The 17,521-nt window shown below is 48.1% G+C and carries 18 protein-coding genes; 2 read left to right on the plus strand and 16 right to left on the minus strand.

The genetic code is table 11. The features are described 5' to 3' along the window. Positions 1 to 138 precede the first annotated feature (138 nt). Complete coding sequence (locus ACKTSF_RS05615) at positions 139 to 426, plus strand: hypothetical protein (protein WP_407887422.1); 288 nt, start codon at positions 139 to 141, stop codon at positions 424 to 426. A 96-nt stretch (positions 427 to 522) separates the two neighbouring features. Further along, entirely contained in the window at positions 523 to 1,002 is a 480-nt protein-coding gene (locus ACKTSF_RS05620) for a universal stress protein (protein WP_407887424.1), read from the plus strand. A 199-nt stretch (positions 1,003 to 1,201) separates the two neighbouring features. Here ACKTSF_RS05620 and ACKTSF_RS05625 read toward each other — a convergent pair whose 3' ends face one another. The 16 genes from ACKTSF_RS05625 to atpA form a co-directional block, all read right to left on the minus strand. Next, on the minus strand, positions 1,202 to 2,059 hold the full coding sequence (locus tag ACKTSF_RS05625) for a helix-turn-helix transcriptional regulator (protein WP_407887426.1): 858 nt from the start codon (positions 2,057 to 2,059) through the stop codon (positions 1,202 to 1,204). Positions 2,060 to 2,410: 351 nt separating this feature from the next. Further along, complete coding sequence (locus ACKTSF_RS05630) at positions 2,411 to 4,030, minus strand: glycerophosphodiester phosphodiesterase (protein WP_407887427.1); 1,620 nt, start codon at positions 4,028 to 4,030, stop codon at positions 2,411 to 2,413. Between the two features lie 87 nt (positions 4,031 to 4,117). Beyond that, positions 4,118 to 5,260, minus strand: coding sequence for a D-alanine--D-alanine ligase family protein (locus ACKTSF_RS05635; protein WP_407887429.1), 1,143 nt, complete (start codon positions 5,258 to 5,260; stop codon positions 4,118 to 4,120). Positions 5,261 to 5,345: 85 nt separating this feature from the next. Continuing rightward, on the minus strand, positions 5,346 to 6,317 hold the full coding sequence (locus tag ACKTSF_RS05640) for a DUF2785 domain-containing protein (protein ID WP_407887431.1): 972 nt from the start codon (positions 6,315 to 6,317) through the stop codon (positions 5,346 to 5,348). Between the two features lie 250 nt (positions 6,318 to 6,567). Next, entirely contained in the window at positions 6,568 to 7,419 is an 852-nt protein-coding gene (locus ACKTSF_RS05645; protein ID WP_407887433.1) for an SPFH domain-containing protein, read from the minus strand. Between the two features lie 331 nt (positions 7,420 to 7,750). Further along, positions 7,751 to 8,053, minus strand: a complete 303-nt coding sequence (locus ACKTSF_RS05650; protein ID WP_407887435.1) for a glycine cleavage system H family protein — start codon at positions 8,051 to 8,053, stop codon at positions 7,751 to 7,753. A gap of 17 nt (positions 8,054 to 8,070) precedes the next feature. Beyond that, the gene (locus ACKTSF_RS05655) at positions 8,071 to 9,276 is read right to left on the minus strand and encodes an FtsW/RodA/SpoVE family cell cycle protein (protein ID WP_407887437.1); all 1,206 of its coding nucleotides are present in this window, start codon (positions 9,274 to 9,276) and stop codon (positions 8,071 to 8,073) included. 94 nt (positions 9,277 to 9,370) lie between these two features. After that, a complete protein-coding gene (locus ACKTSF_RS05660) occupies positions 9,371 to 9,595 on the minus strand; it encodes a DUF2969 domain-containing protein (RefSeq protein ID WP_125701132.1) in 225 nt (74 codons plus the stop codon). A gap of 12 nt (positions 9,596 to 9,607) precedes the next feature. After that, positions 9,608 to 9,901 carry a membrane protein insertion efficiency factor YidD gene (gene yidD / locus ACKTSF_RS05665; RefSeq protein ID WP_407887439.1) on the minus strand — a complete coding sequence of 98 codons (294 nt, stop codon included), beginning with the start codon at positions 9,899 to 9,901 and terminating at the stop codon, positions 9,608 to 9,610. A gap of 33 nt (positions 9,902 to 9,934) precedes the next feature. Continuing rightward, positions 9,935 to 10,939, minus strand: a complete 1,005-nt coding sequence (locus ACKTSF_RS05670; RefSeq protein ID WP_407887441.1) for a rod shape-determining protein — start codon at positions 10,937 to 10,939, stop codon at positions 9,935 to 9,937. A gap of 237 nt (positions 10,940 to 11,176) precedes the next feature. Then, the gene (gene murA, locus ACKTSF_RS05675; protein WP_407887443.1) at positions 11,177 to 12,484 is read right to left on the minus strand and encodes a UDP-N-acetylglucosamine 1-carboxyvinyltransferase; all 1,308 of its coding nucleotides are present in this window, start codon (positions 12,482 to 12,484) and stop codon (positions 11,177 to 11,179) included. 30 nt (positions 12,485 to 12,514) lie between these two features. After that, positions 12,515 to 12,742 carry a DUF1146 family protein gene (locus ACKTSF_RS05680; RefSeq protein WP_020088401.1) on the minus strand — a complete coding sequence of 76 codons (228 nt, stop codon included), beginning with the start codon at positions 12,740 to 12,742 and terminating at the stop codon, positions 12,515 to 12,517. A 404-nt stretch (positions 12,743 to 13,146) separates the two neighbouring features. Continuing rightward, positions 13,147 to 13,566 carry a F0F1 ATP synthase subunit epsilon gene (locus ACKTSF_RS05685; RefSeq protein WP_407887445.1) on the minus strand — a complete coding sequence of 140 codons (420 nt, stop codon included), beginning with the start codon at positions 13,564 to 13,566 and terminating at the stop codon, positions 13,147 to 13,149. A 13-nt stretch (positions 13,567 to 13,579) separates the two neighbouring features. Then, complete coding sequence (gene atpD / locus ACKTSF_RS05690) at positions 13,580 to 14,995, minus strand: F0F1 ATP synthase subunit beta (RefSeq protein WP_407887447.1); 1,416 nt, start codon at positions 14,993 to 14,995, stop codon at positions 13,580 to 13,582. 22 nt (positions 14,996 to 15,017) lie between these two features. Next, positions 15,018 to 15,917: a F0F1 ATP synthase subunit gamma gene (locus tag ACKTSF_RS05695; protein ID WP_407887448.1), complete on the minus strand. Its 900-nt coding sequence runs from the start codon at positions 15,915 to 15,917 to the stop codon at positions 15,018 to 15,020. A gap of 30 nt (positions 15,918 to 15,947) precedes the next feature. Continuing rightward, on the minus strand, positions 15,948 to 17,492 hold the full coding sequence (atpA, locus tag ACKTSF_RS05700; protein ID WP_407887450.1) for a F0F1 ATP synthase subunit alpha: 1,545 nt from the start codon (positions 17,490 to 17,492) through the stop codon (positions 15,948 to 15,950). Positions 17,493 to 17,521 lie beyond the last annotated feature (29 nt).

Below are 17,521 nucleotides of genomic sequence, written 5' to 3' on the forward strand. Positions count from 1 at the left end.
GTGTGCTATTCTAGGTAGATTGACATCGGCTAGTGGCAGTTACTGACTTACCACCACGATTCTGTCGCGACTAATATTGCGTAAAGTGACAAAAAAATTTTAAAATTTAAAATTCTAAAAAATTCAAGGAGGCCCCTCATGGTCATCACGATTCTTATGATTTGCTACACCCTACTCTCATTCGGTATCGGCTATTTTGCCTTTAGCCATCGCCAACGCCCCTTTCTGGTCTTTCACCCAGAAGAGTTTCCGAATTTAAGCCGTGTCCTCGTCATCTGCGGTACCATCCTCATGATCATCGGTGTGCTAGCAGCTATTGCCACCATCATGAATAATACCATCTTTATTTCACTGACTTTACTAGCCGGCGTGATTGCAATTATGACTTTCCAACTGATGCTTTTGCACTGGTTTCCAAAGCGGTAACCGTTTCCAAGTTTTCCACCTTTTTTCACCATATTGCTTTTTATTTGGCGTTAAATAACGTATGATAAGAGTATAAAGTAATGAGAGGTGAACAATATGTTACAACAATACAAGCACATTTTAGTTCCAGTTGACGGTTCATACGAGGCCGAATTAGCCTTTAAGAAAGCGGTCGCTGTTGCTAAGCGTAACGATGCTGATTTACATCTCGTTCACGTTGTTGATACGCGGGCTTTCCAAAATATTTCCAGCTTCGATACCAGCATGGTTGAACAAGTTACGGAAACGGCGAAGAAGACACTGGACAAATACGTGGCCGATGCCAAGGCTGATGGCTTAGAAAATATCGATTATGCCATCGAGTACGGTGCACCAAAGACCATTATCGCCCGTGACGTTCCACGAGACAACGACACTGACCTCATCATGATCGGTGCTACCGGGTTAAATGCGGTGGAACGGTTACTCATTGGTTCCGTCACGGAATACGTCACTCGGACCGCTGTCTGCGACGTCATCGTCGTTCGGACCGACCAAAACAACCAGCCAGCTAAGAACACGAAGTCTGAAAGATAATCACAATTATTATTTAAAACCAAGTACCGTCATCCCTGTGGGGGGTGGCGGTACTTTTTTCAACCTTTAGTCATCACCTACAAAGGGACCGTGACAACTGTCACGGTCCCTTTGTATTCACACAATTTCTAGTCTAGAATTCTTCAGTTATCAGCCTTAACTCTCGGCCGTTAACTGCCTTTTGCCACACTCTTTCTGACTATTCAGTTAGCATCGCACCAATCTGAGGCGTCAGTCGTTCTTGCAGAGCCACGTTATGTGTCACGAGAGCAAGCGTCCGGGCAATCACCAGACTACGCTTCGCAGCTGCGGTCGCCAGCAAGGCTTGTTCCGCCTGCCCCTTTAGCTCATACAAGACGTCAATTAAGTATAGTGAAGCCTGGTGCTTGACCGCACGCAACGCCGCTTCAACATTTTCGATCACCATCTGTGGCTGATCTATGTCGAGATACATCTTGGCAATCCGGTAGCGCGCCCAGATCATCCGCTGGAAGTTCTCTTCATCGTGCCACTCGAAGTCGTCGAGATAGTTACTAGCCGCGTTCAGATAGTAACGGGTCTTATCCAACTCCTGCCGTGCCATATAGGCATCCGCCATTCCGACGTTACCCACAATTGCATAGAGATCCCACGGCATCCGATGAGAACGGTGCAGTAATAAATTAAAATGAAAAATGGCTTCATCTGGTCGTTGCCGGGCGCCCATTTCGACGAATCCGCGATAATAATGATACCGCTCGCGGTCAAAGCCATTTTGAACGTTAGTCATATTCATCTTCGCCAGCATTTCCGCTGCCAATGAATAGTCTCCACGTCGTATGGCTTGCGAAATACAGCTAAACTGTTCATCTAACCCACTACCTAATCCCGATAAAACATCGTTCAATGAAATATTCAATCGCCGGCAGATCTGTAAAATAATCTTAATGCTAGGTAACTTATCTTTCTTTTCCATCAAACTAACAGTAGCTTGGGTGCAGATTCCTTCAGCCAGTTCCTGTTGCGACAAATTCTTCTGTTTCCGGTATTGTTTAACCTTATTCCCTAATAAACGCATCTCATCTCTCCCTACGATTCGTAACGTTAGGTAGCTGTCAACCGATAAATCCGAACATTACGCAAACGTCATCAACGCCGGTTCCCCGACCGCAAATCATAATAGGCGTTAATATTTATCCCCTGGTAATGACTGGCCAGACTCGACCGCTTTATCTTACTTACCATGATAAGTGATTCATTGGGAATTACAAGCATAATGCGAATTTATTAAGGAACTTTAATCTGTCTATACCATTTTATCATTTAAAAACAAAGGAATTAATAAACAGCCCCAATTGGTCGTATATTAATTCCCGAATTGTTTATATAATTCGTACTTTCAGTAAATATCTACTTGTCCGCTAATCAGTTAATAGCTATAAATAAAATTCTGGAGCACAGCCCACCCATTACGTTGTGGCGCCTGCTGGGTCACCGATCGTAGTCGCCGTAATTCATTCGTAATCTGACCATCCGCGCCCAGCGCCCACATCCGGGTCATTTTTACCCGCGAATCTGGCGTCCAAATATAGGCCGGAACACCCATCTGATGAGCCGCCACGATAAATTGCTGACTAGCCGAAATTCGCTGGAAAGAATAGAAATCTGCCGGGACCGACTGTGGCGCTACCCAGTTAAAAGGCAAGATATAGCCAACCTTTAGTCGCGGCACCCGCCGCCGAAGCTGTGTGACCACTCGATAATCCAGGGAGTGGACGACATCATGGTCCCGAACCAATCGTTGCCCATACTGCCGTGCAAAACGTCGGGTCATCTCTGCCGAATCCTGTGGCGTTGTCTTGAGTTCCACCATCAATGGCTGATGTAACCGCTCTGCGGCCCGTAAATAGTCAGGCCATCCCGCTAATCGCGTGGATTGGCCATTCTCGTGGACTGTCAGCCGTTCTAACTGACGGAGCGTCAACTGGTGTGGTGTGACGTTCCGCGCCGCGAGAACCCGCAAATTTTCATCATGGAGCACGACCCATTGGTGATCCTTCGTCTCATGGAGGTCCATCTCTACGTAGGTCGGCCGCTCCCGGCTCACATGTCGCAGGGCCACAATGGTATTCTGAACACCCCAGGCATGATCGACGCCACGGTGGCTAATGAGAGCCATGTTGGCAAATTGCGGTCGTTGTGTCAGCGTCTGCTGAACGACAGCACCAACTAAGCCCAGACAGACGAGACCGCCAACAACGGGCCACCAGTGACGATGAGACTGCCCAGAAACGATCGCTAACGAACAGTTTGGCTGGCCACACCAGCTCCACACGACCGTGATCACGCCCAAGATGCTGGTCACAGCAAAGAGTAGCAGGACGAAAGCCAACGAAACCGCGAGCAAACTTGCTGCCATCTGTGCCGAAGCGTGACGTCCACCGAGTCTGTTGCCCCACACTAGGCCTTCACTAATCAGCCACCAACCAAATGTGAACATGCCACAAACCAGGAGACCGCCAGCCATTTGCCCCACCGTTCCCGGCCGTTTCAATTGCGGTGTCAAGCGGCGGAAATGCCGCGGCCCCCACAACAGTATGTAACCAGCCAAGAGCAGATAGATAACAGCAGCGACCATCACCACCGGCCGCCGGTGAAGCGACACAAAATTTACCCAGCTTGCCGCTAACGGCAGTCGGACGAGAATCCGACTACTCAGGCCCCACGACCCCAGTGGTAACGCGAGAACGGCCACGCAGAGTTCCACCAGCAACCAGAGCCACTTGTACCGCCAAGCCAACTGCCAGCTCGTTTGCCAGTCAGGAATCGGTGTCCCAGTGAATAACCGCGCCAATTGCGTGAACTGTCCAGCAATTCCCACTGCCAAAGCAATCGCGGCTAGCACCAGACTCACCGACCAGCCCGGTTGCTGACCACACCAGCGAACCAGAGCGAACAGTCCGGCTACCATTTCCCAACCAAGCAGCATCCCCGGCGTGACTAATCCCACGCGCCAACTTCTCACCAGACGGCGTCCAAATCCTAGCAAAACAACGGCCTCCCCTACTTACCTACACGTGAACCAACAAAAAACCGGCACGAAACGTCTCCGCTCCATACCGGTCATCAGTAAAATCTACTTTTTCGGCTTGTAAGTTGATGCCGCCGAATTGTTATCTAACGGAATGAAATCGTAAGCCAATTCATCTTGATACTTGAATTCTTCTAAGGCCAGTTCAATCAAACGATCAATCAAATCCGCATAACTGATCCCGGAAGCTTGCCATAGCTGTGGGTACAAGCTGATGTTGGTGAACCCAGGTAAGGTGTTGACCTCACCGACGTAAGGTACGCCATCCTTGGAAACCAAGTAATCAATCCGTGCCATGCCCTTTAAGCCCAGGGCAGCGTATGTCCGCAGACCCATCGTCGTGATTTCCGTGGTGAGTTCAGCTGGTAATTCAACTGGCACTTCGAAGGTCACGCCACTGGCGTCAACGAACTTGTTGTTGTAATCGTAGAACACATCAGACTCTGGCACCCGAATAGCACCCAGCTTAGATGCTTGAGGGTGCTCGTTACCCAAAATGGAAATTTCGACTTCCTCGGGACCCGCAATCGTTTCTTCCACCATCACTTTGAAGTCATAACGAAAGGCGTCAGCGACACCCGCGTTAAATTCTTCCGCATTTCCGGCTTTGTGAATGCCGACTGAGGAACCTTGGTTAGCAGGTTTGATGAAGACGTTTGTCCCCAACTTTTCCTGAACCGTGGCGTAATCGTATTCGTCACGATTTTCCGGTGTGATGACCACGTATTTCGTATTCCGAATACCGTGGGTCGTCAAAACCTGCTTCGTCATATCCTTATCAAAGGCCGTCGCTGATGCCAAGACGCCACTCCCCACGAAAGGCTTTTTCAGTAAGCGGAAAAGCCCTTGGATCGTACCGTCTTCACCCAAGTTACCATGAATAATTGGGAAGAAAACATCAATATCCTTTGCTTGAGATAAATTCCAAATGGGTGCCAATGGGTTCGTAGCGTCTACTTGGGCTTGTTCTTCAGCAGCGACCGTTGCTTCATCTTCACCATCAAAGACGCGCCGGGAAGCGGCATCGCTTAAAACGAAGCCGTCACGCGTCAGTAAGAATAAGCTAACGTTGTAACGTGACTTGTCCATTGCGTCGTAGATGTTGTGGGCTGAACGCTTAGAAACGTCATGTTCCGAAGAATTACCACCGAATAATAGACCTACATGTAACTTTGTTTTTGTATCCATTTTGTCACTCATCCTATCGTATATATTTCGGTTAGCCTACAGTATACCATTTCTCTAAAAAATTGAATATATTTTTCGAAAAAATTCAGCCCAAAAAATCGATAGTTGAGTTTAAATATTTTTTGAGTTTCGGACTGGCATCATTTCTCAGTCGGAGGGCATCAGACAAGCGCTTGCGGTTAAAGAACTGATTCCACCCCGCCAGATTGTCCGGCCGCCGACGTCGGGCCACTGCTAGTCGCCATTGTTTCAGGGCGTCCAATAAGACCGTCTCATACAACGGGTGCCGATTGGTTAGCGTCACAAAATAGTTAGCCATCCGGTCATTTTCTCCATAGATTAGCGGCGTGGTCAGGCGCTTCAGACGTTCAATCAAGGTGACCAGTAAGAAGAGCTTATCGGCCCTTGGTAAAATATCGGTCTCCGCCAACACCGTTAACAGGTCAATGATCGCCGCGTAGGCGTGGGCCCAGCCCTGCTGATTGATAAATCCCCGCGTGTCTGTCTCCAAGCAGATGTAAGTCGCCACTTGATTGACCAAATGGCTGTAGTCTACCATCCCCTGAGCATCGTTCTCTCCGATAAAGTGGAGAGCGACTGCCAGCAAGGAGGCTGAACCGGCCCGACCAAAGATGGCAGCGTTGGTCGGCTCGAGAATGTGACTGAATAATGTCTCGTCACGACTCAGGAAGTTAACCAATGTCACCATATCGTTAACGCCCAATGCGTTTTGCTGCAGCGCATCGTAAACTGTGAAATTAACGCCATTATACCGAATCGCAGGATTGGGTGATGCTAGATGGTGTAGCAGAAAGTCTAAATCCTTCAAAGAAATTTCCAACGGTTGATTTTGCTCAAGCCGGCTGCGAAGCGTACTTAGCAGCTCCTCGATACCATCCTGATCATCAGGTAACGTGACAGGAGTGCGCCGCCGCCGATGGATACCGTCCATCAATTGCCCCAGCCGCGGCCCCAGGGACTGGAAAACCGTCCCCTTTTTTAACTCTTCGTTTAAGGTCGCGAGCTGCTGCTGCAACTCCCCTATCTGTTCATCCATCTTGTTACCCTCCAGTGATTTTCTTTCTGATTCTTGTAAGTTCTTAAAACCATGTTAGCCGCCTGCGGTTGTCAGTGTTCCCCACAGCAAGCGGAATCCCTGGCATCCGGAGTGCGACCCTTGTCACTAATTTAGCGGTGACAAATCCTGCGATCGCAAGAGTAAGGTGAGTATTTTGGCTTTCAACCCTTAGTTCTTCATTAAAGTTAACTTCATTTTCCCCAGTGACAGGTCATCTAACAACAAGTCGTTATGACTCTATTTTACCCGTATTAATAACCGGTTGGGAACCTCGTTCGTTGATGATTGATACCATCATGTTGTTAATCAGTTGTAATTTTTGATTATCGCTGAGTTCTAGATCGGTTTCGTTGGCTAACCGGGAAATGGCCCCCTCGGTAATTGACACGGCCCCTTCCACGATGATCTTTCGAGCAGATAGGATGGCCTGTGATTGTTGCCGCTGCAACATTGCCGAAGCAATTTCGGTGGCATAGGCCAAGTGCGTCAACCGCGTTTCAATAATTTTAACGCCGGCAACGTTCAGCCGTTCCTGAAGTTCTTCCGTTAAATGGTTGGAAACCTCAGTTGGATTGCTCCGCAACGTTAGCGCTTCACCATCACCAAAGTTATCGTAGGCGTATTCGGACGCCACGTGCCGGATGGCCGATTCGCTTTGAATTTCCACGAATTGCTCGTAGTCTTCCACCGAGAATAAGGCCTTACTGGTATCGACAACCTTAAAGACGATCACTGCCGCAATCTCAACGGGATTTCCTTGAAGATCGTTAACCTTTAAGATGGCACTGTTGAAATTCCGAACTCGCAACGAAACCGTAGACTTGTTCGTTAACGGCACCGTCAGATACAATCCGGCCTCCCGAATCGTCCCGATGTAGCGACCAAAGAACGTCATGACCTTAGACTGATTAGGACTGATGATGGTCAGACTGCTGGCAGCCAATATGGCCAATACTAAAATAATAATGGCAAGTAGCACCATGATTCCCTCAAAAATCATCCAGCCCCCACCAATGAACAAAGCCAGAACAATCAACAAGCCCAAGTAGCCGTTGATGTGAAACACATTCTTTTCTGCCATATTACTCACTCCATTTCTATAATAGCTACTTCTATTATACCCGACTCGCAGGCAAAGGCCTAAGAAACCGGTTTTAGAAGCGGTGGCGTGGTGAAGTAAAACCCGGCTGGTTTGACTCGTTGAAGATCAGAACTGTTATGGCAGTCATGGCGATCAGCTAACCACGGCAATTGAATTGGTTTTGCCGGCCTAGGTAAGGTCACCATTGTTGCCTAACAACCAGAGCCCCTGGCAGCCGGAGATGGAGAGTCACACAATCATGCACTTCCCCCTAGAAGACGCAAAAACCGGCTCAACTCCACGTGGAGCCGAACCGGTTCGATCACTCTAATTAAGCTTCTTGAACGTCCACAAACCAAGCGGCGTCAGTATCGCTTCCGTTTAAAGCATCGAAGTCGTTAGCTAATGCTGGATTAACAGCAGCAACCGTCCCAGAAACTGGACTTTGGATGTCGGAAACGGCTTTGTCAGCTTCCACGCTCAATAGATTTTCACCCTTCTTGATCGTGTCGCCAACAGCAGGCAACTTAGCGAATTTAATGGTGCCTAACTCGTCTTGTCCTTCAGTCGTCAAGCCAATTCGGGTACCGTCAGCAACTGCTTTTGTCCAAAAATACTTTACCATTTCAGCCATATTATCTGAGCTCCTCTTTATTTAAATACGTCGTTACGACTAAACATGTAACTCTTATAATGATACCGCATTGACATGATTAATCCAATCCCAATGAGGTTTCCAATCAACGCTGACCCCCCCTGACTAACAAACGGCAATGGAATACCAGTCAGTGGCAGGAGCCCAATACTCATCCCAATGTTTTCGAACACGTGGAAGAGAATCATCATGATGACCCCCGTGGAAATATAGGCGTAGAAGACGTTCTTGGTATCGAACGTGACGCGAATCATTTGGTAGATCAACAGGAAGTATAGGAAGATCAAGACACAGCCCCCGATGAACCCAAAGTTTTCACCGATTACGGAGAAAATCATATCGGATTCTCGGACGGGGACGTAGACGTGAGAGACATTGAACCCGGTTCCAAAGATGCCACCAGACCCAATTGCCTTCATACTCTGCCACAGCTGATACCCGTTGTTCGAGGTATCCTGTGAGGGATGTAACCAGGTGTCAACTCGGGAAAATTGATAGGCTTGAAACCCAATCTTCTCCAGAATCGATCGTCCAGCATCGGTTGTCACCAATGCAAGAGCACTACCTCCGACACCCGCGATAATCGCAAAGGCTGGTGCAATGATCTTCCAGGTGATTCCGGAGACCAGTAGGACCCCACCCACAATGGCGAAGAACACCAACATGGTCCCGAAGTCATTTTGCAACTTCAATAGTACGGCCACTGGCACGGTCCACAGAATGAGTTTACCAATCAGTACCCAATCACTACGCATGGTGTGCACTGGATTCAAATTGTTGTGCTCAGTCACCACTCGTGCCAGCATCAAAATGAACGCTGGCTTCATAACTTCAGATGGTTGAAAGGTCAGTGAGCCAATGGCAAACCAACTACGGGCCCCTGTATTAATGTAGTAAGTCTTACTGTAGAAGACTAGTACGGCCAGGAGAAGGAAGATGCCCAATCCATACAGAAGCGGTGCCACCTTCCACAACTGTTCGGAGTCGAACTGCATGATGATAATGATGGCAACCGTCCCAATAACGTACCAGACTAACTGTGAGACCACAGCGGAAGTAATACTCGTGGCACTGCTATCGTGGGTCGCCGCTACATAGATGGACGCTAACCCAATCAGGGCTAACATCAGGACACAGAAGATGATTCCCCAATCGATTCGGGAATCCGTCTCGGTCCGTTGTTCTGTCGCATTCTTTGCCACAATGATTGCTCCTTATTTCAAACTAAGATACTCCTAAGTATAAAGGCCGCAGTGAACTTTAACGATTCACTGCGGCCAACTTTACTAAAAATTATTAACCGCGATGCAGGTGGTAGTCCCGTAAGAGCAGTTCGACCCCTTCGTCGACCGTCTTTGCACGGTAGACATCACCGTCATTGAGCTGCGCTTCGAAACGGTCACCGTCAGGCTTGACCGTCCCAATCGTTTCGTCACCAATCTTCAAGATAGACATCGTTTCGCCTTCTGGCAATTTTTGTTCATCAACTGTGACTTGCACTGCTTTTTCTCGTTTACTCATGCCAACTCTCCTTTATTTAGTGGGGGAATTTTTATCAAGGCCCATTTCCTTGCGATAGGCCTGTTCGGCCGCGAAGTTCCGGCGTAAAGTGAAATGATCCGGTACGGGATCGACGCCACCGCGAACGAAGGGATGGCAACGCAGGATGCGTGCCAGCCCCATCAGGCCGCCTTTAACTGCACCATGCTTGGCTAACGCCTGTAGCATGTAATTGGAACACGTCGGGTAGTACCGACAGGTCGGCGGAAATAGCGGTGAAATGAACCGTTGATAACCGCGAACCAGCTTCGTCAGTACCCATTTCATCGCTACACCTCCTTCTGTGTCAGCCACAGACTGTTAGTTATTTTCCTTAGCGGTCTTAGTGTCCATGTGTTCCAACAGCACACCAGCACCCTTAGCCACGTTATCCAGTGGATCTTCCGAAATGATGACCGGAACCGTCAGTTTTTCTGAGAAGAGCTTGTCGATACCATCAAGTAAGGCACCCCCACCGGTTAACATGATACCGCGGTCAATAATGTCCGCAGCCAATTCTGGTGGTGTCGTTTCCAACACGGCCATAGCCGCTGACACAATCTGATCAACGGAATCATGGATAGCCAATTCAACTTCAGCGGCAGTAATCGTCGTCTCAGTAGGCATCCCACTAACGGAATCCCGACCACGAACGTCCATGGTCTTTTCTTCATTACCAGGTTCTGGGTAGGCCGTCCCAATCTTAATCTTGATGGTTTCAGCGGTCCGTTCCCCGATAATCAGATTGTGGTGATGCTTCAAGTAGTTCACGATTTCGGCATTCATCCGATCACCAGCGACTCGAATCGAGCGACTAGCCACGATGTCACCCAAAGAAAGGATGGCGATGTCACTCGTCCCCCCACCCATATCGATGACCATGTTACCGCTAGGCTTGAAGATATCCATCCCCGCACCCAACGCAGCGACCTTTGGTTCGTATTCCAGATAAACCTTGGCCCCACCGGATTTTTCGGCAGCCTGAATGATGGCCTTCCGTTCGATCTCGGTGATGTTCGTTGGCGCGCAGATCATGATGTTGGGCTTGGATAGGAAGCCCTTCACGCTTAATTTATTGATGAAATAGGAGAGCATGGCTTCAGTGATATCAAAATCAGAAATGACCCCATCCTTCAAGGGACGAATAGCCCGAATGTTACCGGGGGTCCGGCCAACCATTCGATAAGCCTCGGAGCCCACCGCTAACACCTTATCAGTCTTCGTATCAATTGCAACGACTGATGGTTCATTTAATACGATACCCTTGCCGACCACGTAGATTAAAACGTTCGCAGTCCCCAAATCAATTCCAATGTCTTTCGCCATACTTATGCGTCCTCCTGATTTTTAATGCCAATTTTCAACATTTCATTATACCATAATCCCCGGCAACTCTAAATGGTTTCTCACACTCAGGCGAGAACTAAACGAATTATTAACGTTTCGTCTTCAGCATCCCACACCCGGATTGCCGAAAATTTTTTCGGGTCAAATGGGTGCTGACACACGCCAGCACCCTCTTGATAATAAAAAGGCGGCCACAAGTGCCACCCTAAATAATTTCTAATTTTTAACGTGCGTGTTCTTCAAGACCACCGTGTCGTCTTCTGGAAAGTCAACACGTTTGACTTGAGCGCCCAGGGCCGTTAACTTCTTGTGGAAGTCGTAGTAACCCCGGTCGAGATACTTCAAGTTCGTCACTTGAGTGTAGCCATCAGCAACCAATCCGGCCAGGACCAAAGCTGCGGCAGCCCGTAAATCGGTAGCTGCAACTTCGGCGCCGTTGAAGTCGGTCGGCCCGTGCATCACGACCGTTCGTCCATTGATCTGGAACTGGGCATTCATCCGACGTAATTCTTCCAGATGCATGAACCGGTTTTCAAAGACGGTTTCGGTCATCGTACTCGTTCCTTCAGCAGCCAGCTGTAGAATGGTCATTTGTGGCTGCATGTCCGTTGGAAAGCCAGGATATGGCAAGGTTTTAACGTCCGTTGGCATGAGCTTGTCTGGACCAATAACCCGAATACCAGCGGCCTCTTCAGTCACTTGTACGCCCATTTCCTGTAATTTAGAGATCAAAGGCTTGTTATGCTCAACAATGCCGTCCTTAATCAACACGTTACCCTGAGTTAACGCGGCAGCAACCATGAAGGTCCCCGCTTCGATCCGGTCCTGAACCACATTGTGTTCCGTCCCGTGCATCTTCTCAACACCATCGATCCGCAACGTTTCCGTCCCGGCACCACGCACATGAGCCCCCATCTTGTTCAAGACATTAGCTAAGTCCACGATTTCTGGTTCACGGGCAACATTGTCGATCACAGTCGTTCCCTGCGCAAGGCAGGCAGCCATCATGATGTTTTGTGTAGCGCCAACGCTAGGAAAATCTAAGTAAATGTGCGCGCCCTTTAATTGGTCAGCGAAGGCTTCAATGTAGCCATCATGCTGCTCAATCCGGGCACCTAAGGCTTCAAGCCCCTTCAAATGTAAATCAATTGGACGCGTTCCGATAGCACAACCACCAGGTAACGCCACCCGGGCATGACCTAATCGTGCCAACAGCGGCCCCATCACAACAATGGATGCCCGCATTTTGGAAACGTATTCAAATGGTGCTTCACTTGATACTTGGTGGGTCGCATCAATCGTAACTTCCCGCCGCTCCTCGTTAAAATCAACGCGTAGGTTCAGGAAACGAAGGACCTTGTTCATCGTATAAACATCAGATAAAACTGGAACATTTGCTAAGTGGGTGAGTCCATCTTGACCAAGGATCGAGGCTGCTAGAATTGGCAGAACCGCGTTCTTAGCCCCTTCGATGTTAACCTCACCAGTTAAGCGGTTCCCACCATGAACGATAATTTTTTCCATGGGATACCTCCAAAGAATTTTCGGGCTTGCCTATAATAAATAGCCCAGATTACGAACATTATTGATGAAGTCCAGAAAGAACGAGCTACAGCCGTACCCTATCGCTACCGATAACATCACGATAACAACCCGTGCCTGACGGGGGTACACCGACATTAGTCGTTCAATGTGTAACGCCGAAATAGCCCAAAATGCGAGGGCAATGAACGTCAAATGACTAACAATCGTTAAAATCGCCTGCAACCCTAGAAGTTTCATTAACTCAATCCTCTCTAAACATTCTCACCAACTATAGCATAATTTTTCGTGCTTGTCCTTGAAATTCCAGCAAAATCGGCGTTTGTAATATTACATTTGCTTTTATTAATAGCTATGACTGAACAAACTATAAGTAATTTCAACGAATGATGTTTCCAGGGGTCCTTTCATTTAAAATTATAGGGTAAACGGATTTCATTGCTAATCATTCGTTCAAAATGCTAAAATTTGTCATCAGCAAATTCCGAACTTTAGCTTCCCTAGCACCTATACCAATTCCCCATCATCAGGTTTACATGCTCATTCTAATGCCACCTACGTTCGAAGACCACTTTTAATTTTATGTAATCAAAAAGACAATTCCCGTTAGTGAGAATTGCCCTTTTTGACATGCATTTGTGTGCTTAATGGTTGGCGACGTTAATTCGGTTGATGGCCCGCCGCAAAGCGACCTCAGCCCGTGCCAAAGTATCTTCGTCATGAGCGTCTTGCGCCTTTTTAATGGCAGCTTGCGCCCGAGCACGAGCACTTTCGGCCCGACCGACGTCAATATCGTCTTGACGCTCCGCACTGTCAGCAACAATGGTGGCAACATTATCGGAGAATTCTAGGAATCCACCGTTAACGGCAATTTCATCCTCTTCACCATCATGTTTAACCCGTACTTCGTCAACTTCCAAAGAAGAAATGACGGGCACGTGATTGGGCATGATCCCGAGTTGACCCAACTTAGTCTTAATGACCAAGAGTTCACCATCGTCTTCATAGACCCGGCCATCTGGGGTTACGATACTAACGGATAATACTGATTGATTATCAGCCAATTAGAATCCCTCCCTAGTTGTTGGCAACGGCAGCGTTCATTTGCTTAGCCTTTTCGACAGCGTCTTCGATAGCGCCACAGTTCCGGAAAGCATCTTCTGGTAGGTCATCATACTTACCATCTAAGATTTCCTTGAAACTCCGGACAGTATCATCCAACTTAACATACTTCCCATCCATACCCGTAAACTGTGAAGCAACGGAGAATGGTTGTGACAGGAAGAATTGAATCCGCCGAGCACGGTTAACAATCGTTTGTTCTTCTTCGGAAAGTTCGTCCATCCCTAAGATAGAGATGATATCTTGCAATTCATGGTACCGTTGCAAGACGTGTTGAACTTCCGTAGCAACGTCGTAATGTTCTTGACCGATGATTTCAGGGGCCAAGGCAGTAGACGTTGAAGCCAATGGGTCCACGGCTGGATAAATCCCTTGTTGCGTTAAAGCACGTTCCAAGTTAGTCGTGGCATCCAAATGGGCGAAAGTCGTGGCAGGAGCAGGGTCGGTATAGTCATCGGCAGGCACGTAAACGGCTTGGATAGAGGTGATAGACCCCTTCTTCGTCGACGTGATCCGTTCCTGTAACTGACCCATTTCAGTAGCCAACGTTGGTTGGTACCCAACGGCTGAAGGAATCCGACCCAAGAGGGCAGAAACTTCAGAACCAGCTTGCGTGAACCGGAAGATGTTATCAATGAAGAGCAGCACGTCTTGGCCCTTAACATCACGGAAGTATTCCGCAATGGTCAGACCAGTCAGGGCAACCCGCATCCGGGCACCAGGGGGTTCGTTCATTTGACCATAAACCATGGCCGTTTGCTTCAAAACCCCTGAGCCTTTCATTTCCCAGTACATATCGTTACCTTCACGAGTCCGTTCACCAACACCGGTGAAGACGGAAATCCCGTTATGGCCTTGCGCAATGTTATGGATTAATTCTTGAATTAAAACGGTCTTACCAACACCGGCACCACCGAACAACCCAATCTTCCCACCACGAACGTAAGGTTCGAGTAAGTCAATAACCTTGATACCCGTTTCCAGGATTTCAGTCGTAGGGTTTAATTCGTCATATTTAGGTGCATCACGGTGAATTGGCATCCGTTCTGCGTCTGGTCCAAATTCGGCACCGCCGTCAATAGGATTCCCCAGAACGTTGAACACCCGACCGAGAGTATCGTCACCGACAGGAACAGAAATAGAAGCTTTCGTGTTTTCTACTTCCATACCCCGGCGAAGACCATCGGTACCGTCCATGGCAATCGTCCGCATAACCCCGTCACCTAATTCCAAGGCAACTTCGGTTACAAGGATACTACCATCATCTTTTTTGATGTTAAGGGCGGTGTTGATGTCAGGTAATTCATCATTCAGTGGGAATTCAACGTCAACAACAGGTCCGATAACTTGAACAATTTTACCAGCACTCATTATTCGTTAATTCCTCCCGTCATTAATTATTTAAGGCTTCCTGGCCACCAGTAATTTCGGTGATTTCAGTGGTGATTGCTGCTTGTCGTGCACGATTATAGTGCAATTGCAACGTTCCAATCAAATCATCGGCATTATCAGTAGCTGATTGCATCGCGTTTGAACTTGATGCGTGTTCGGAAGTCTTCGCGTCCAAGATTGCACCGTAAACTAGGCTTTCTGCGTATTGTGGCAGCACGACCTGCAACACTTCTTCTTCAGAAGGTTCGGTATCGTATTCAGCAGTTAAAGGTGCAGCTTGCGTATCGTTTGCCGCATCAGTCGACAAAGTTTCCTTATCAACTGGTAACATTTTTTCAGCCCGAAAACGGGATGAAATCCGGTTTACAAAGTGGTTGTAGCACACAAAGAGTTGATCAAACACCTCATTGTTAAACATCGTGGTCACGGTCTTAACGATTTCCCAAACTTCGTTAAATTCAGGCACATCGCTGACCCCACGGTATTCATAAGCCACATTGATTCCACGGTTCCGGTAGAAGTCGGCACCGGTTCCCCCAACGGCTAACACCATGTAGTCGTCAGGATTAGGTGTCCGTTCACTAATGAACGTATTGGCTTCCCGGAGCACGCTACTATTATAGCTACCCACCATTCCACGATCGGAGGTGATCACTAAATATGCGGTTTTCTTTACTGGACGGTTCGACTGTAGGCTACTTGAGGAATTATCTAACAGATGAGACTGTGAAAGATGCATAACGACAGCCTTAACTTTCGAAACATAGTCTTGGTAGCCGACTGCGTGTTTCTGAATCTTATTTAACTTCGCGGTCGAAACCATGTGCATTGCCGCCGTAATTTGACGGGTTGCTTTCGTGGAATTAATTCGACGTTGGACGTCATGAATTGATTCAGCCATTATTTCTCACCATCCTTCCTTCAAGTAATCTTAATCAGCCGTGTCTGCTGCAGCCGTGTTATCAGCCTTAACAGTTGGTTGGAAAGTTGCATCGAATTCAGCAATGGCCTTTTCGAGGGAGTCGCCTTCTGGCAAGTTCCCAGTCTTGGTAATTGTGTCTCCGAGGTCTTGATGGCTGGCATCCATGTAGTCAAACAACTCGTTTTGGTAACGCAGAACGTCTTCAACTTCGAGTTTGTCCAAGTGACCATGAGTCAACGCAAACAAGATAATAACTTCCTTGGCAACCGGAACGGATTCATGCAAGCCTTGCTTTAAGACTTCCACGGTCCGTGCCCCACGGTCTAGTCGAGCCTTGGTTGCGGCATCCAAATCAGAACCGAATTGGGCGAAGGATTCAAGTTCACGGTAGGCAGATAAGTCCAACCGCAACGTCCCAGCAACCTTCTTCATGGCTTTAATTTGAGCGTCACCACCAACCCGGGAAACTGAAGTCCCGGCATCCATGGCTGGTCGAATCCCAGAATAGAATGAATCACTGTTCAGGAAGATTTGACCATCGGTGATAGAAATAACGTTGGTTGGGATGTAAGCAGAAACGTCCCCGGCCTTGGTTTCGATGACAGGCAAAGCCGTCATTGAACCGCCACCCAGTTCGTCACTTAACTTAGCAGCCCGTTCCAGCAAACGGGAGTGGGTGTAGAAGATATCACCAGGATATGCTTCACGACCTGGTGCCCGCCGTAAAATCAGAGAAAGTTCACGGTAAGCATCGGCTTGCTTGGTTAAATCATCGTAGACAATCAAAACATGCTTGCCGTTGTGCATGAACTCTTCACCCATGGCAGCACCAGCATATGGTGCAACGTACAACATTGGCGCTGGTTCGGAAGGACTAGCAGTCACGACGATCGTGTAGTCCATCGCACCGAATTTTTCCAGCGTAGAAACTTGTGCACGCACCGTAGAAGCCTTCTGACCAATGGCAACGTAGATACAAATCATGTTTTGACCCTTTTGGTTAATGATCGTGTCGATGGCGATAGAGGACTTCCCAGTCTTCCGGTCACCGATGATCAATTCACGCTGTCCACGTCCAATTGGAACCAAGGCATCAATGGCTTTAATCCCGGTTTGCAGAGGTTCGTTAACCCCTTGCCGTTCCATAACACCAGGTGCTTTGTGTTCGATTGGCCGCGTCTTGTCCGTGGAAATGTCCCCTTTACCGTCAATTGGCCGGCCCAGTGGGTTTACAACCCGACCGATTAATTGATCGCCAACGGGAACTTCCATGATTCGTCCAGTCCGCTTAACAGAGTCGCCTTCAGTGATTCCAGTAAAATCACCCAAGACAACGATACCAACGTCACTGGATTCGAGGTTTTGGACCATCCCATAAACCCCGTTATCAAACAACAGCAACTCACCTTGCAAAGCGTTGTTCAGGCCGTGGGCCCGGGCAACACCATCACCAACGTAAGTAACTGTACCAGTTTCTTCAACTGAGATTTCATCCTTGTAGCTTTCTAATTGTTGTTTAATTAGAGCACTGATTTCCTCAGCTTTAATGCTCATGAAAGTTTCACCTCTTTATTACCGAATTC

Source organism: Levilactobacillus muriae, from assembly GCF_045862015.1.
Lineage (GTDB): Bacteria > Bacillota > Bacilli > Lactobacillales > Lactobacillaceae > Levilactobacillus > Levilactobacillus muriae.

Coding starts and splice junctions, on each gene's coding strand:
- ACKTSF_RS05625 (WP_407887426.1), bottom strand. CDS start 2,059: ATGCGTTTATTAGGGAATAAGGTTAAACAATACCGGAAACAGAAGAAT.
- ACKTSF_RS05640 (WP_407887431.1), bottom strand. CDS start 6,317: ATGGATGAACAGATAGGGGAGTTGCAGCAGCAGCTCGCGACCTTAAAC.
- murA (WP_407887443.1), bottom strand. CDS start 12,484: ATGGAAAAAATTATCGTTCATGGTGGGAACCGCTTAACTGGTGAGGTT.
- ACKTSF_RS05695 (WP_407887448.1), bottom strand. CDS start 15,917: ATGGCTGAATCAATTCATGACGTCCAACGTCGAATTAATTCCACGAAA.
- ACKTSF_RS05615 (WP_407887422.1), top strand. CDS start 139: ATGGTCATCACGATTCTTATGATTTGCTACACCCTACTCTCATTCGGT.
- ACKTSF_RS05670 (WP_407887441.1), bottom strand. CDS start 10,939: ATGGCGAAAGACATTGGAATTGATTTGGGGACTGCGAACGTTTTAATC.
- ACKTSF_RS05620 (WP_407887424.1), top strand. CDS start 523: ATGTTACAACAATACAAGCACATTTTAGTTCCAGTTGACGGTTCATAC.
- atpD (WP_407887447.1), bottom strand. CDS start 14,995: ATGAGTGCTGGTAAAATTGTTCAAGTTATCGGACCTGTTGTTGACGTT.
- ACKTSF_RS05645 (WP_407887433.1), bottom strand. CDS start 7,419: ATGGCAGAAAAGAATGTGTTTCACATCAACGGCTACTTGGGCTTGTTG.
- atpA (WP_407887450.1), bottom strand. CDS start 17,492: ATGAGCATTAAAGCTGAGGAAATCAGTGCTCTAATTAAACAACAATTA.
- ACKTSF_RS05650 (WP_407887435.1), bottom strand. CDS start 8,053: ATGGCTGAAATGGTAAAGTATTTTTGGACAAAAGCAGTTGCTGACGGT.
- ACKTSF_RS05680 (WP_020088401.1), bottom strand. CDS start 12,742: ATGAAACTTCTAGGGTTGCAGGCGATTTTAACGATTGTTAGTCATTTG.
- yidD (WP_407887439.1), bottom strand. CDS start 9,901: ATGAAATGGGTACTGACGAAGCTGGTTCGCGGTTATCAACGGTTCATT.
- ACKTSF_RS05635 (WP_407887429.1), bottom strand. CDS start 5,260: ATGGATACAAAAACAAAGTTACATGTAGGTCTATTATTCGGTGGTAAT.
- ACKTSF_RS05660 (WP_125701132.1), bottom strand. CDS start 9,595: ATGAGTAAACGAGAAAAAGCAGTGCAAGTCACAGTTGATGAACAAAAA.